The 15,957-nt window shown below is 29.8% G+C and carries 10 protein-coding genes and 1 tRNA gene; 4 read left to right on the top strand and 7 right to left on the bottom strand.

What is annotated here, in order from left to right; translation table 11 throughout:
* Window positions 1-55: 55 nt before the first annotated feature.
* The 6 genes from ppdK to Lupro_RS01280 all read right to left on the bottom strand — a co-directional run bounded on the left by ppdK (window position 56) and on the right by Lupro_RS01280 (window position 10,054).
* Window positions 56-2,785 carry a pyruvate, phosphate dikinase gene (gene ppdK, locus Lupro_RS01255; protein ID WP_068205684.1) on the bottom strand — a complete coding sequence of 910 codons (2,730 nt, stop codon included), beginning with the start codon at window positions 2,783-2,785 and terminating at the stop codon, window positions 56-58.
* A gap of 168 nt (window positions 2,786-2,953) precedes the next feature.
* Window positions 2,954-4,273, bottom strand: a complete 1,320-nt coding sequence (locus Lupro_RS01260) for a TolC family protein (protein WP_068205685.1) — start codon at window positions 4,271-4,273, stop codon at window positions 2,954-2,956.
* On the bottom strand, window positions 4,260-7,439 hold the full coding sequence (locus Lupro_RS01265; protein ID WP_068205686.1) for an efflux RND transporter permease subunit: 3,180 nt from the start codon (window positions 7,437-7,439) through the stop codon (window positions 4,260-4,262). Before Lupro_RS01265 ends, Lupro_RS01260 begins: the two co-directional genes overlap by 14 nt.
* On the bottom strand, window positions 7,439-8,560 hold the full coding sequence (locus tag Lupro_RS01270; RefSeq protein ID WP_068205687.1) for an efflux RND transporter periplasmic adaptor subunit: 1,122 nt from the start codon (window positions 8,558-8,560) through the stop codon (window positions 7,439-7,441). Before Lupro_RS01270 ends, Lupro_RS01265 begins: the two co-directional genes overlap by 1 nt.
* Window positions 8,561-8,587: 27 nt before the next feature.
* The gene (locus Lupro_RS01275) at window positions 8,588-9,049 is read right to left on the bottom strand and encodes a MarR family winged helix-turn-helix transcriptional regulator (RefSeq protein ID WP_068205688.1); all 462 of its coding nucleotides are present in this window, start codon (window positions 9,047-9,049) and stop codon (window positions 8,588-8,590) included.
* 150 nt (window positions 9,050-9,199) lie between these two features.
* Window positions 9,200-10,054 carry a leucine-rich repeat domain-containing protein gene (locus Lupro_RS01280; RefSeq protein WP_068205689.1) on the bottom strand — a complete coding sequence of 285 codons (855 nt, stop codon included), beginning with the start codon at window positions 10,052-10,054 and terminating at the stop codon, window positions 9,200-9,202.
* A gap of 239 nt (window positions 10,055-10,293) precedes the next feature.
* Between Lupro_RS01280 and bshB1 the strand changes: the two genes are divergently transcribed.
* The 3 genes from bshB1 to Lupro_RS01295 all read left to right on the top strand — a co-directional run bounded on the left by bshB1 (window position 10,294) and on the right by Lupro_RS01295 (window position 11,986).
* A complete protein-coding gene (gene bshB1 / locus Lupro_RS01285; protein WP_068205690.1) occupies window positions 10,294-11,010 on the top strand; it encodes a bacillithiol biosynthesis deacetylase BshB1 in 717 nt (238 codons plus the stop codon).
* A 52-nt stretch (window positions 11,011-11,062) separates the two neighbouring features.
* A tRNA-His gene (locus Lupro_RS01290) sits at window positions 11,063-11,138 on the top strand.
* Window positions 11,139-11,302: 164 nt separating this feature from the next.
* Window positions 11,303-11,986 carry a tetratricopeptide repeat protein gene (locus Lupro_RS01295; RefSeq protein WP_068205691.1) on the top strand — a complete coding sequence of 228 codons (684 nt, stop codon included), beginning with the start codon at window positions 11,303-11,305 and terminating at the stop codon, window positions 11,984-11,986.
* Between the two features lie 239 nt (window positions 11,987-12,225).
* On the opposite strand, the gene uvrA is transcribed toward Lupro_RS01295, so the two are convergent.
* Window positions 12,226-15,009, bottom strand: a complete 2,784-nt coding sequence (uvrA, locus tag Lupro_RS01300; RefSeq protein WP_068205692.1) for an excinuclease ABC subunit UvrA — start codon at window positions 15,007-15,009, stop codon at window positions 12,226-12,228.
* A gap of 255 nt (window positions 15,010-15,264) precedes the next feature.
* Between uvrA and Lupro_RS01305 the strand changes: the two genes are divergently transcribed.
* On the top strand, window positions 15,265-15,849 hold the full coding sequence (locus Lupro_RS01305; protein ID WP_068205693.1) for a sigma-70 family RNA polymerase sigma factor: 585 nt from the start codon (window positions 15,265-15,267) through the stop codon (window positions 15,847-15,849).
* Window positions 15,850-15,957: the final 108 nt, after the last annotated feature.

Consider the following 15,957-nt stretch of genomic DNA (forward strand, 5'->3'; position numbering starts at 1 on the left):
AAACTCCATCTTTTAAAAAAATGGAGTTTTAAATAACCAACTAAAACTTAAATTATTAAGCTTGTTCTTTAAGGGCAGCTTGTGCAGCAGCTAAACGTGCAATTGGAACTCTAAATGGAGAACAACTAACATAATCCATTCCAACGCTATGGCAAAATTCTACTGAACTTGGTTCTCCACCATGTTCACCACAAATACCTACTTTAAGTTTTGAATTTGTTGAGCGTCCTTTTGTAGTTCCTATTTCAACTAATTGACCAATACCTTCTTGGTCTAATACTTGGAATGGATCAGCTTTTAGAATGCCTTTTTCAATATAAATTGGTAAAAATTTACCAGCATCGTCACGTGAATATCCAAAGCCCATTTGGGTAAGATCATTGGTTCCAAATGAGAAGAATTCAGCAACTTCAGCTATTTTATCAGCAGTTAAAGCAGCACGTGGAATTTCAATCATGGTACCAACCAAATAATCTATTGTGTCTCCTTTTTCTTCAAAAACTTTATTGGCAATAGCTCTTACAATTTCTTCTTGTAATTTAAATTCTTTAACGGTACCAATAAGTGGAATCATAATTTCAGGAAATGTTTGGACTCCTTCAGCTTTTAATTCCAATGCAGCTTCAATAATTGCTCTTGCTTGCATTTCAGTAATTTCAGGATATGTAATTCCTAATCTACAACCTCTATGACCTAACATAGGGTTAAATTCTTTTAAATCTTCAACTTTTTGTTTGATTGCCTCAACAGAAATTCCCATTTCAGCAGCCATTTCTTTTTGATTTTCTTCTTCATGAGGAACAAATTCGTGCAACGGTGGATCTAGCAAACGAACTGTTACGGGTAGTCCTGCCATTGCAGCAAATACATCTTTAAAATCGTTACGTTGAATAGGTAATAATTTATCCAACGCTTCTCTTCTACCAGCTTCGTCTTCTGCTAAAATCATTTCACGCATACGAATTAACCTTTCTCCTTCGAAGAACATATGTTCAGTACGGCAAAGGCCAATACCTTCAGCACCAAAACCAATTGCTACTTTACATTCCCTTTCTGTTTCAGCATTTGTTCTAACACCAAGTTTTCGGTATTTATCAGCTAGTTTCATAATACGACCAAAATAACCGCTTAATTCGGCATCTTTGGTTCCAATTTTTCCTTCATAAACCTCGCCTGTTGAGCCATTTAATGAAATCCAGTCACCCTCTTGGTATTCTTTGCCATCAATGGTCATTACTCTAGTTTTATAATTTATTTGAACAGCGCCAGCACCAGAAACACAGCATTTACCCATTCCACGAGCAACAACAGCTGCATGTGAAGTCATACCGCCACGAGCGGTTAAAATACCTTTGGCAATGTTCATTCCTTCCAAATCTTCAGGAGAAGTTTCAACACGCACTAAAATTGAAATTGGATACTTGTTGGCTTCATCTGCAAAGAAAACTATTTGACCTGTTGCAGCTCCTGGAGATGCAGGTAAACCTTTGGCTAAAACTTTGGCGGCTTTAATTGCTTCACCATCAAAAACGGGGTGTAAAAGTTCATCTAATTTAGTAGGCTCTTGCATTAATAGCGCTTTCTTTTCATCAATCATACCATCTTCAAGTAATTCTATGGCAATTCTAACCATTGCGGCAGCAGTACGTTTTCCATTACGAGTTTGTAACATCCATAGTTTACCATTTTGAATGGTAAATTCTAAATCTTGCATATCTTTATAATGCTTCTCAAGTTTGTCTTGAGTTTCATTCAACTCTTCATAAATAGCAGGCATTAATTCTTCTAAAGAAGGGTATTTGTTTTTTCTGTCTTCTTCAGATATACCCGCTAGTATAGCCCATCTTTTAGATCCTTCTAATGTAATTTGTTGAGGCGTTCTAACACCTGCAACAACATCTTCACCTTGTGCATTGATTAAATACTCACCATTAAATATATTTTCACCGGTTGCAGCATCTCGTGTAAAAGCAACTCCGGTACCTGAGTTATTACCCATATTACCATACACCATTGCTTGAACATTTACGGCTGTTCCCCATTCTTCAGGATATCCGTGCATGTTTCTGTAATAAATAGCTCTTGGATTCATCCAACTATCAAATACAGCAGTAATACTACCCCAAAGTTGATCCCAAGGGTCTTCAGGGAAAGGTTCACCAGTTTGAGCTTCACAGGCCTTTTTAAAGTCTGTAACCATTTGTTTTAAATCTTCTACATCTAAATCTGTATCTAATTCAACACCTTTAGTTTTTTTTGCTTTAGCTATAATTACTTCAAAAGGGTCATGGTCTTCTTTTGATTGTGCTCCAACACCTAAAACAACCCCACCAAACATTTGAACAAATCGTCTGTATGAATCCCAAGCAAATCTTTCATTTCCTGTTTTTGCAATTAAACCCTGAACTGAATTATCATTCATTCCAAGATTTAACACGGTATCCATCATGCCAGGCATTGAAACTCTTGCTCCTGAGCGAACAGATAATAAACATGGGTTTTCATTACTTCCAAACTTGGTACCCATAATATCTTCAACTTTTGCAACAGCAGCTTCAACTTCATTTTTTAATAATGAAATAATTTTATCTTTTCCAAGGAGGTTATATTCCGTACAAACTTCAGTAGTAATAGTAAAACCAGGAGGAACAGGAATACCAATAGCGCTCATTTCGGCTAAATTAGCTCCCTTACCGCCTAATAAATTTTTCATAGTACTATTCCCGTCTGCAGTTTTACCTCCAAACTTATACACTCTTTTTTTGGTTTCTTGTTGCATCTCCATCTATTTTATATTTTACTTTATTATGTTAAATTTTAATTAAAAAGGAGTACAAATTTATGTAGAATTGTCATAATTTATTATGACTTATATCATTGATTTTTTAGATAAATATTTAAATTAAAAAAGACGTAATAAAACGTCTTTTTTAATTATATATAAACAGTATTCTTAATATTTAACATTAAGTAATTCTCCTGTTAATTGTAATAATTTTAATTCAGCATCTTTTGCCTCATATTTAGCTTTATTTAAGTTAAGTTGTGCACTTATAAGGTTAATTTGTGCTTGTCTAAACTCAATTGAAGTAACTTGGCCAAGCTTGTAGCTTTCTTTTGTTCGATTAAAGTTATTAGTATTTGTTTGTACGTTTTTCTCTTGTGTTTGAAATACGAATAATTTAGTTTTATAATCTTCCCAAGCATTGTTAAAATCACGTGTTATTTCTAGTTCTTTTTGTTGTTTAGATAATTGTTGTATATCGTAATTAATTTTAGCATTTTGAACTTGCGTTCTAGTACGACCGCCATTGAATAAATCCCATTTAAAATTAAAGCCAGTTGAAATACCTGTATTGGTTGATTCGAGTAAGAAAGAAGCAGAATTATTATTACTTTTAGACCAGCCATATGTAGTAGTTAAACCAATGGTGGGCAAATATCCAGATTTATTTGCTTTAAGTTGAAAGTTACTAATTTCTATACCTCTTTGTATTTGAAGTAAGTTTACATTATTTGTTTTTAGTTGTTCAAGTAACTCTTGTTTATTTAAAGTTATTATAAAATTTACTTGGGTATCTACATCAAAATTAGGATTCTCCTTTTTTCCTAAAACAACATATAAATCTCGTTTAGCATTGAGTAATAATTGCTTGGTGTTTAGTAGTGCAATACTGTCATTATTAACATCAACTTCAGCATTTAAAACAAATAATTTTGTGTTTTGTCCAAAATCAAATTGATAGTTTGCTCTTGTTAAGCGATCTTTAGAAATTTTTAAACTTTGATTTAAGAGGGCTACATTTTCAGTTAATAAAGCCACATTGTGGTATACAGTAAATAATTGCAATAATGTTTTTTCAATTGTTTCTCTAGCTTGTAATTCGGTTAGGTTGTATTGTTCTTTTAGTTGTTTGTAGTTATAAAGTCTACCTAGTCCATCAAATAACGTATAATTTAAACTTAAAGAAGCATTGAACCTATTACTCTTCGCACCTTCTAATATTCTTACTTCTTGATTAGAAAATACAGCTTCGGTATTATCTTTATTGTATGTAGCACCAGCATTACCAGTTAATGTTGGTAAGTATCCGGAGTTTAAAATACTTTTATTATTTTCCGCAATTTTAAGATTACTATCAGCAATTTTAATTCCATAATTATTTTCTAAAGCTAAGCTAACAGCTTTATTTTTTGTTAATTTTTCTTGTGTAAAACCTACAGAAAAATTTATAAAAATAATTAAAATGATTATTTTTTTAATACAATTCATCGTTATCACTTTTTTGTTCAACAATAGCTCTTTCAACTTCTTCTTTTGTAACTTTTTTACCCGTTCTCAACCATTTAATAAAGACTTTTATATTATTTGATACAGCCAATAGCAAGGGTAGCATTACCAGTGTTAATACAGTTGCAATTGCTATACCATACGAAATAGAAATTGCCATAGGTTTTAAAAATTGAGCTTGTCTACTTTTTTCCAAAAGTAATGGGGCTAATCCGGCTACTGTAGTTAAAGAAGTTAAAAGAATAGCTCTAAATCTTGAAGTAGCTGCTTGTATTAAGGCTTCATCATATTTCATTCCTTCTTTTAAATAGCCGTTAAATTTCTCAATAAGTACTAATCCATCATTTACCATAATACCAATTAAAGCAATGATTCCTAACCACGATAAAATATTTATTGAGAATCCATGAATCCAGTGCCCCCAAATAATCCCAATTAAACTGAAAGGAATTAGTATAATTAATAAAATTGGTTGATCATAAGATCTAAAAGTAAAGGCTATAACAATATAAATCAATGCAAGAATAATAAGACCGACTTTTTTTACAGAGCGCGTTGTTTTTTTCATTTCTCTATTTTGACCTTCGTATACTGCACTTACTGTTGGGTATTTAGAAGAAATTTCAGGCATAATATTACTTTTAATATCATCTAAAATATCTGTAGCACTTCCATCAGGAGATTTCATATCTGCAGTAATCTGTATTTCACGCTTACTACTTAAATGATTGATAACTACATCACCTCTTTTAATAGTGTATTTGGCTATTTCAGAAAAAGGGACACGTTTATTAGTAGGAGTGGTAATCCACATATCATTTAAGTTTTTTATTGAAGACCTATCTTCTTTTTTAAAACGTACCCAAACTTTTATTTCATCTTGCCCTCGTTGAAATCGCTGTGTTTGTAATCCGAAAAATCCAGATCTTACTTGGCTCATAACGGTTTGTAAATTTAAGCCAAGTAAGTAAGCGTTGTTTTTTAATTTAATTTGGATTTCCTTAATTCCTGCAGGATCATTGTCAGAAATATCTTTTAATAATGAATTTTTACTTAATATTTCTTTGAGTTCATTTTTTGCTGCTTTCAATTCTTTTATGTTATTACCTAATAAGGCAACAGCAATAGGGCTACCCCCAAAATTTCCTCCAGAACCAAAAGTTAAACTTTCTATACCATACACTTTACCAACTTTATTACGAATAGCGTTTGTTATTTTAGGAGATGAAAAATCACGAGCTTCGCCAGGTAATAGGTTAACAGTTAAACTTCCATTGGCAGAACCAGGTCCAATACGCCTAATAATATTTTGAATTACTTGTTGGTTATCAGTTTGTTTTTTAGAGAATTCTTTATTTATCTCCCAAGCAGCTTTTTCTATTTTAGAAATAATAGAATCTGTAACTCTTTCGTTTGTTCCTTGTGGCATTTTTAAGGTTATAGATATTTTATCACTAGCCACAGAAGGAAAAAAAGAAGTTTTTACAATGCCTCCTCCTAAAGCACCTATGCTAAGAATAAGCATGGTTATTGGAATTGAAAAACCTAGAGCTTTGTGTTTTAAGAAAAACCTTAAATAGGGTGCGTAAATGGTATCTCTAAAATAAAAGAGCCATTTTTCGGCAAATTGATTTATGTTAAAAAAGAAGGCATTTATTTTATTTCTTTTTTTCTCTTTTCGTTCTAAAGCCTTTGAATGTGCAATGTGTGCAGGTAAAATAATTAATGCCTCAATTAATGACACAGCTAAAGTTAATATTACTATAGTTGAAACCTCACTAAAAAAATCACCCATTCTACCATCTAAAAAGAAGAATGTAGAAAAAGCTATAATTGTTGTTAAAATAGCTGAAACAATAGGAGGAATTACTTCTAAAGTACCATCAATAGCCGCTCTTATAGGGGTCTTTCCTTTTTCATAATGGTGATAAATATTTTCTCCTATAACAATACCATCATCAACTAGAATTCCTATTACAATAATCATCCCAAATAAAGAAAGTACATTAATAGTAACGCCTAATTGAGCTGCAAAAATAAACATTCCAAAAAAGGCTATTGGAATACCAGCAGCAACCCAAAAAGCTAATCGAATATTTAAAAATAAAGCTAAGAAAAACAAAACCAACAATACACCCATTGCAGCATTTTTCAATAATAAATCTGAACGTTGTTTTAAGGTAATAGAATTATCACTGGAAATATTTATCTGAATATTTTCTTGTTGTTGATTAAATTTTTCTATGTATTTCTTAACCTTATCAGCCGAAGAAATTAAATCTTCACTATTGGTGTTGTTTATGGTTATTTCAATTGATTTTTTTCCGTTAAAAAATAATCTATCTGGATTTTCAGACCAAGTATCAGAAACACTGGCAATGTCTTTCAAACGTATAATATTTCCGTCAGGAGTAGCTCTAACAACTAAGTTTAATAACTCATTGCCGTAATAATTTTTATTTCTAGCTCTAATTAAATAATCTTCACTGTCTGTTTTTATATTTCCTCCAGAAATGAGTAAGTTAGTTTTACTAACAGCTTCAGCTACTTCTGAAAAGGATAAGTTATAAGCTTGTAAATCATTTTCACGTACAGCAATTTCAATTTCTTGGTCAGGAAATCCTGAAAGATTAATTTGCGAAATGCCATCAATACTTCTAATGTCATTTTCAATTGTTCTAGCATATTGCTTTAATGTTGCTAAGGAAATATTATCACCACTAATTGTAAAACTTATGGTGGGTCTCATAGTTTCAATTTTAGCAATAATTGGAGGTTCCATACCAGAAGGGAATGAGGGAACCCTATCTACAGCATTTTTAACATCAGATAAAACTACGTCAATATTTTTACCTTTCAACGTTTCAATATTAATAGTTGCAGAATTTTCTCTTGAAACAGATGTAACACGATCAATACCAACAATTCCTTTTAAATTATCTTCAATTTTTAATACAATTCCTTCTTCTATTTCTTCAGGTGAGGCTCCAGGATATGTTAAATTTATTGATATTCTTTGAGAATCAGTTAAAGGAAAAAATGAAGACTTCATAGACAAGGCACCGGCTAAACCAAAACCTATAAATGCAAGAATAAAAATATTTACAGCAACAGGAAATTTTATAAAGTAAGATATAATTTTCTTCATTATTGTTTTTTATTTTCAGTTGCAATTTTAACTAACATTCCTGAATGCGCACCCGGAATAGGTTTTGAAAGTAGCTGAGTGCCATTTTCCAAACCTTTTATTACAACAGTGTTTTTATTTTCAAAAACTGGATTAACCGTTACCAAATCCAAAATAGAGTCTTTAACAATATATAGTTTTGAGTTTTCAATCAAAAGATTTCTAGCAACTTCAAAAGCATTGTTTTCAGATTTTGCTTGTAAGAAAACCTCTAAAAATTGACCTTCTTTAAGGTCTTTTCCACGAACTTCTATAAAAGCATTAATTGTTTGTGTGTTAGAATCTACTTTGCCATTAATTCGAACTACTTTACCAACCCATTCTTTAGTTTTTTCTAAATTGTTTAGTTCAACTTGTTTTCCAATTTGTAATAAATTTTTAAATTTAGATTTTATTGCAACTTTTATTTCATAAACTGAAGGGTCTATAAACTCACCTAATTTTTGTCCAACCCTTATTAAGGTACCCGGATTTACTAATGATTCAGTTAGAATGCCATTAAATGGGGCTTTCAAAGTGTACTTATTGAATTTTATTTCTAAGTTTTTTACATTGTAATATGCTGTGGTAATGCCACGTCCAGAAATGAAAAACTTTTCTTTATCTGAAGTAATTTCAGGAAGTTTTTGTAAACTTTTATTTAAATCAAAATTTTTAAGATATCTCTGCCATTTGGTATATTCAGAGGGGTAATCTAATCTAATATCAGGCATAATAGCAGTAATACTATTGAATAAATTACTTTTTTGGGCCTTTAAATTTGCATAAAATTCATCACTATTAATTTTAATAATAATTTCGCCCTTGTTAAATAATGTACCTTCTTTAAATTCTTTAGCTGTTTTTTCTAAAACACCTTGAACTTCAGCATAAATTTCAATTTTATTTTTTGCAGTTAAATTACCAGTGGAAGTTATAACTAATGGTATTGATGTATTATTTACCGTTTCTGTGAAAACGGTTTTTACAACTTTTTCAACTCTAGGTTTTGGCTTTTTTTTATTCTTTATTAAATATTTGGCAAATAGTATTGAACCTATTATAAGAACAATAGCTAAAATTATTGATATTATTTTTCTCATCGTTTTTTAATTTGGTTAGAGGAGTATCTATATTGTTTGTTTTTGAATGTTATTTTGAATTTTTTTCATTACTTCAATGAATGTTTTTTTTTCATTGTCGGTTATCCCATCTTGAAGAATTTGAATGCTTTGAAGCATAAGAGGTTTCATTTTTAGGAATAATTGCGTGCCTTTTTTGGTGATGAAAATAAATTTTTTACGTGAATCTTCTTTTGAATGTATTCTTGTTACTAAATTATTTTTTTCCAACACATTTATAAGTCTTGCTAATGAAGCTTTATTTCGGTTTGTTATAAACGCAAGATCATTTTGAATAATGCCATCAGCATCTTCGTGTAATATTTTTAATACAATCCACTGCTCTTTAGTTACTTGTATATTGTTTTTATGAAAAACATCTGAAATATACACATTCATAATTTTACAAGTTCTTCCAATCCAAGGAGCTAAAGTTTTATTAAAATCGGATTTACTATTGTTAAAATGCACACTATTTAAATTTTGTGTGAAGATATTTAAATAAACTAATTAGTTGCATATGCAACTATGTTAATGTTTTTATAAATTTTACAAAAAAAAAGAGACTGTTAGGGGTTACAGTCTCTTTTTTTGGGGATGATTTAATTATTCAGACAATTATTATTGGGGATTTATATTATTTTGTGTTATAGGTTTTGCTAAAATTTCAATTTCTTTCGGATTATTATTAAATCCTATATTTACAAGTTTAGGTAAATTTTTAATAGATGTATTGATTGTACCAACAAACCTATTGTTATTTAAAAGAAGTGTTTCTAGTTCTAAAAGATTACTTATTTCATTTGGAACTTCTCCTTCAAATAAATTATTAGCTAAAGAAAGTTCTTCTAGGTTACTTAAACTTCCAACTTGTGAAGGAATAGCACCATACATTGAATTATCAAATAAACTCAACGTTTTTAAGTTTGTCATATTTTTTATTTCCTCTGAAATAGAACCTGTAAATCTATTACTGCTTAGTTGTAAAACCTCAAGATTTTTTAGGTTATAAATAGAAATAGGTAAATTACCTGTAATTAAATTATTAAATAATTCTAATTTTTTCAAATTAACCAATTCTCCTATGTTTGAAGGTAATTCGCCTTCTAATTGATTCATAAACAATTGAATAGTTTCCAGAGATTTAATTGAAGTGATTTCAGAAGGGATAATTCCACTTAATCTATTAAATCCAAGATTTAAATGTTTTAAATATTTTAGATTGGCTATTGTTGATGGAATAGCTCCGTCTAAATTATTCATACTTAAGTTAATTTCAGTAACAGTATTATTCTCTACGGTTACTCCATACCAAGTTTGAACATCGTTGTTTAAATCCCAAGTCGTATTCCAATTAGTACCATTGGTTGATTTATACAAATCAATCAAAGCATTTTTTTCTAAACTTGAAACTTGAGAATAAGAAAGAGGAGCTATTGTTAATAAAAACAAAATAAATGGGGCTATTTTTTTCATAATACTAGGGGACTCAGGGGTTATATTCTTTGTAATCTTATGCTAATGTATATAATTAATTTCAAACTACCAAATAAAACTTACCATTTATTATATTTTTTATACCGTTTATTGGATTGAGTGTATTTTTAATTTGTTCTGGTTTAATTAAAACAAGCGTTAAAGTTTTAAAATAATATTTAAATACAGCACTAATAATTATTATATATTTGTTGTATTATAAATGTAACAAAGAAAGCATGAAGTTAGATATATTAGCAATAGGGGCACATCCTGATGATGTTGAATTAGGTTGTGGAGCAACCATAGCCAAAGAAATTTCTTTAGGTAAAAAAATTGGAGTTTTAGATTTAACTAGAGGTGAATTGGGTACAAGAGGTTCTTCAGAAATAAGAAAAAAAGAAGCTGCCAAAGCAGCAAAAATTTTAGGTGTTTCAATAAGAGAAAACTTAGCTTTTGCAGATGGTTTTTTTCTAAATGATAAAGAGCATCAACTTAAAATTATAAAAAGAATAAGAAAATACAAACCTGAAATTATAGTATGTAACGCTATAGATGATAGGCACATTGATCATTCAAAAGGCAGTAAGCTAGTGTCTGATGCTTGTTTTTTATCGGGTTTAGTGAAAATAGAAACTTTTCTTGATGGTCAAAAGCAGGAAGCTTGGAGGCCAAAACAGGTTTATCATTATATACAATGGAAAAATATAGAACCAGATTTTGTAGTTGATATTTCAGAATTTATTGAAGTTAAAATGAATGCGGTAAAAGCTTACGACTCTCAATTTTACAATCCAGCAAGTAAAGAGCCAAGTTCTCCTATTTCTAGTAAGAACTTTTTAGATAGTGTATTGTATAGAGCACAGGATTTAGGAAGGTTGGTAGGAGTAGACTATGCAGAAGGCTTCACTACAGAACGTTATGTTGCAGTAAAATCTTTAGATAATTTAATATAAAAAATGTTTGTAAAAAAACAGAAATGTTATACATTTGCATCCTCAAATAAATGGTGATTGTAGCTCAGCTGGTTAGAGCGCCGGATTGTGGTTCCGGAGGTCGCCGGTTCGAAACCGGTCTTTCACCCAAAATTAAAGGTCTGTTATGCAGACCTTTTTTTGTATCCTTAATTTTAAAATTGATAGAGGTTAAAAGCAACTTGTAGTTTTAGACTTTTATTTTTAGAAATTATTGTGTTTAATTTAAATATAATTTAATAGTTTTATACCATAAATAATTAAATGAGAATGAATGAAAAATCTACTATATATATTAACGTTTATAGTTACTACAACTGTAATAGCACAATCTGAAAATTCAATAACATTAGAAAAACAAAAATTAAAACAAGCATTATCTTATGGTGATGATATGGTTGCAGCAACTGCAATGTATGCGATTATTAATTTGGAAGGACCACAAAGCACTTATAAAGATAGTTTAGCATATTTGTATTTTAGAGAAAGAAATTATTCATCTTGTTTTTTAGTGCTTAATGATGTTTTAAAAAATAAACCAACTAATTTAGATTTGCTAAAAATGCAAGCTGTATCGTTGGAGTCTTTAGGTGCTTTTGGTAAGGCAATTGAAGTTTATAAAACATTGCTAACTAAAACTGAGGATAATTATTTTGCTTATAAGTTGGCGGGTTTACAATATGCTTTAAACAAGTTTGAAGAAGCGTATACTTCTATAAAAAAGGCAGATCAATTACCAGATAATACAGCTGTGAAGATTACTTTCCAAGTAAATAAAAATTACAGTCAGGATATTAATTTAAAAGCTTCTATTGCATATTTGCAAGGTGTTATTGAATTAAATTTGAAAAAGGATAATAATGCTAAACTCAGTTTTGAACGTGCTGTAAAATTATTTCCAGATTTTGTATTGGCTAAAGGGAAATTAGAGTCTTTAAATACAAAGGAAAAACAATAAAACTTTTTTAGGAGATTGTTATTTTGTTGCTTTATTATTCCCCGAAGGTTACTGAGTATTGTTGAAATACCGGTTAAAAAATATCTAGTTTATGAGATTGCTAATGCCTTCTAGGTTACAATGAGAAAATAGCGTTAAGGATAGTAGTGGCATACTTTTTAGGCGGCGACTAAAAAGATATAACGAATAGCCTGACCCGTTAGGGGAACGCCCATAAAATAATTGAAGTAGGCAATATATTAAAGAAGTTTTTGAGTTAAATAAGAGGCTGTATAAGAATTTTTACATTTTATAAGCTCTTCAGGAGTACCTTGAAAAATAAGTTGCCCTCCTTTTTTACCTCCATCTTTACCTAAGTCAATAATATAATCAGCACACTTAATTAATTCAATATTATGTTCAACAACAATAATTGAATGTCCATTTTTAATTAATGCTTGAAAAGAATTTAATAGTTTATTAATATCATGAAAATGAAGCCCTGTAGTTGGTTCATCAAAAATAAATAGAGATTTACTTTGTCTTGTGCCTTTTACCAAAAAGGAAGCTAATTTTATACGTTGTGCCTCGCCACCTGATAATGTAGATGATGATTGCCCTAAAGTAACATAGCCCAAGCCAACATCTTGTAAAGGTTTTAATTTTTTTACAATTTTAGTTTCTTTATGTTCTAAGAAAAAAGTAATGGCATCATCAATAGTGCTATTTAAAATATCGTTTATTGATTTATTGTGAAATTTAACTTCTAAAACCTCTTTTTTAAATCGTTTTCCTTTGCAACTTTCACATTCTAAATGCACATCTGCCATAAATTGCATTTCAATAGTAACTTCGCCTTCACCTTTACAAACCTCACATCTACCACCTTCTACATTGAATGAAAAATGTTTTGGTTGATAATTTCGTATTTTAGATAACTTTTCTGAAGCAAAGAGCGCTCTAATATCATCGTACGCTTTTATATAAGTAACAGGGTTTGACCTGCTTGAACGGCCAATTGGATTTTGGTTTATAAATTCAATATGTTCAATGGTTGAAGTATCTCCTTTTAGTTCAGTAAACTGTCCAATTTTTTCTCCATAGCCACCAATTTTCTTTTGAATGGCTGGATATAAAATTTTACTGACTAAAGTGCTTTTTCCACTACCCGAAACACCTGTTACAACGGTTAAACAATTTAAAGGAAAAGAAACATTTATATTTTTTAAATTGTTTTCACGGGCTCCAACAATTTCAATACTTTTATTAAATTTCCTTCGTTGTTTTGGAATTTCAATTTGTAATTTATTATTTAAATATTGCGCTGTTAATGACTTTGATTTTAATATTTGTTGAAATGTTCCTTCCGCTACAATTTCACCACCAAAAGTACCTGCTTCTGGGCCAATATCAATAATTAGATCAGCAGCTTTCATAATATCTTCATCGTGCTCAACTACAATTACGGTATTGCCTAAATCTCGTAGGTTTTTTAATACTTTTATTAAACGTTCTGTATCTTTTGGGTGTAAACCAATACTCGGTTCGTCTAAAATATACATAGAGCCAACTAAACTACTACCCAAAGATGTTGCTAAATTAATTCGTTGACTTTCACCGCCTGAAAGTGTGTTAGAGGTTCGGTTTAAAGTTAGGTAACTTAACCCTACATCGTTTAAAAACTGTAACCTGTTATTAATTTCAACTAACAAACGTTTTGCTATGTTTTGTTCATTTTTAGTTAGTTGTATGTTTTTAAAAAAATAGATTAGTTCATCAAGAGGTAAATCAACTAAATCACTTATATTTTTATTGTTAATTTTAATATTATTAGTTTCGTGTCTTAATCGTTTCCCGTTACAAACTGTACATTTTGTTTTACCTCGATAGCGGGAAAGCATAACTCGATATTGAATTTTATAACTTTTGGATTCTAAATGTTTGAAGAAAGAATGCAATCCTTTAAATGAGTTATTTCCATTCCAAACTAGTTGTTTTTGCTTGCTTGTGAGTTCAAACCAAGGTTTGTGGATAGGAATGTCAAAATTGTAAGCATTGGTTACAAGATTGTCTTTGTATTTCTTAAAAGAATCTGACCTCCAAGGTAATATAGCATCTTGGTAAATGGATAATGAAGTGTTAGGTATTACTAAATTTTCATCAATACCAATAACATTTCCGTAGCCTTCACAGGTTGGACAAGCACCGTACGGATTATTGAAACTAAATAAATGAGTGTTAGGTTCTAAAAACTGAATACCATCTAATTCAAAATTATTGTTAAATGAAATTTGATGTTGGTTTTTAGCATCTTCAATAATACATTCTCCTTTTCCTTCAAAAAAAGTTGTTTGGATGGAATCAGCTAACCTATTGTAAAAATCTTCATTATTTTTTACAATAACTCTATCTATAACTAAATAGAAATCGTGTTTAATTTCAGTAGTTACCTCTTCAATTCGAATAATTTTACCATTGTATTTTATTCTTGAATATCCTTGTTGTGCTAATATTTTTAATGTTTGAAGTACGTTTCTTTCTTGAGGAATATGAACAGGAGAAAGTAGTAATAGCTTCGTATTTATATCTAATGTTTTTATATAATTAAGTACATCAGAAACAGTGTGTTTTTTTACTTCATTTCCTGAAATAGGAGAAAACGTTTTACCAATTCTAGCAAATAATAGTTTTAAATAATCATATATTTCAGTAGAAGTACCAACCGTAGAGCGAGGATTGGTTGAATTTACTTTTTGCTCAATAGCAATGGCAGGAGCAATGCCTTTTATATAATCTACTTTTGGTTTGTGAAGTCTTCCTAAAAACTGTCTGGCATAGGATGATAAACTTTCAACATATCTTCGCTGCCCTTCAGCAAACAAAGTGTCAAAAGCTAAACTAGATTTTCCAGAGCCAGAAAGCCCTGTAATTACCACTAATTTATTTCTTGGAATTGCAACATCAATATTTTTTAGATTATGAAGTTTGGCTCCCTTAATAAGTATGTATTCTTTTGAATTTAATGCGGCTATATTTTTAGTCATTTCCCTTTAAAAAAATAGGATAAATGCAAATGTAATCACAAAATTTTGAAATTTATGTGTGTGTTGTAAGTAAATATTTAAAATAAGTAAATAAAAACATAACTTATTTAAAAATATTGAACTAAAATTTGTAATTCTAAAAAAAACACCTCATATTTGTGATATATTATTCCCAAAATAAAGCCTATTAAACACTATTACTTTTTATAAGATTTTATAAATACAACAATTTTAACCCCTAAATGTATTTAATATATGGAGAGTACAATTAAGAGTGATGGCTTATTAGTTAGCAGTTACATTCAAGGAAATGAAAAATCTTTAGAGATTTTAATAGTTCGTCATAAGCAGCGAATTTTCAGTTTTATTTTATCGAAAATTCAAGATAGAGAAATTTCAGAAGATATTTTTCAGGATACTTTTATTAAAGTTATAAATACTTTAAAAAGAGGTAAATACAATGAAGAAGGTAAATTTTTACCCTGGGTTATGCGTATAGCACATAATTTAATTATTGATCATTTTAGACGTAATAAAAGAATACCAAAATTTAATAATACGGATGATTTTGATATTTTTGATGTGCTAAGTGATGACACACTATCTGCTGAGAATCAAATTATTAAAAGCCAAATTTTGGAGGATGTTAGATCTTTAATTGAAGAATTACCTGATGACCAAAAAGAAGTTTTATTGATGCGAATGTATAAGGATATGAGTTTTAAAGAAATAGCCGAAAATACAGCTGTAAGTATTAATACTGCATTGGGAAGAATGCGTTATGCTTTAATTAATTTAAGAAAGTTGATAGAAAAACACCATATTGTTTTGGTGAATTAAATATAATTGTGCAATAAAGTTTAAATTTCATCGTTCAAGTAATGTAAACCAATTATTTATGATGAAACTTTACTCTCAAAAGACTCCCATGGTGGAGCAACCTAGAAA

Source organism: Lutibacter profundi (genome assembly GCF_001543325.1).
Taxonomy (GTDB): Bacteria; Bacteroidota; Bacteroidia; order Flavobacteriales; family Flavobacteriaceae; genus Lutibacter; species Lutibacter profundi.

Excerpts from the sequence above, each read along its gene's own strand:
- uvrA (WP_068205692.1), bottom strand. The coding sequence starts at position 15,009 with ATGACTAAAAATATAGCCGCATTAAATTCAAAAGAATACATACTTATT.
- ppdK (WP_068205684.1), bottom strand. The coding sequence starts at position 2,785 with ATGGAGATGCAACAAGAAACCAAAAAAAGAGTGTATAAGTTTGGAGGT.
- Lupro_RS01270 (WP_068205687.1), bottom strand. The coding sequence starts at position 8,560 with ATGAGAAAAATAATATCAATAATTTTAGCTATTGTTCTTATAATAGGT.
- Lupro_RS01305 (WP_068205693.1), top strand. The coding sequence starts at position 15,265 with ATGGAGAGTACAATTAAGAGTGATGGCTTATTAGTTAGCAGTTACATT.
- Lupro_RS01265 (WP_068205686.1), bottom strand. The coding sequence starts at position 7,439 with ATGAAGAAAATTATATCTTACTTTATAAAATTTCCTGTTGCTGTAAAT.
- Lupro_RS01280 (WP_068205689.1), bottom strand. The coding sequence starts at position 10,054 with ATGAAAAAAATAGCCCCATTTATTTTGTTTTTATTAACAATAGCTCCT.
- bshB1 (WP_068205690.1), top strand. The coding sequence starts at position 10,294 with ATGAAGTTAGATATATTAGCAATAGGGGCACATCCTGATGATGTTGAA.
- Lupro_RS01295 (WP_068205691.1), top strand. The coding sequence starts at position 11,303 with ATGAAAAATCTACTATATATATTAACGTTTATAGTTACTACAACTGTA.
- Lupro_RS01260 (WP_068205685.1), bottom strand. The coding sequence starts at position 4,273 with ATGAATTGTATTAAAAAAATAATCATTTTAATTATTTTTATAAATTTT.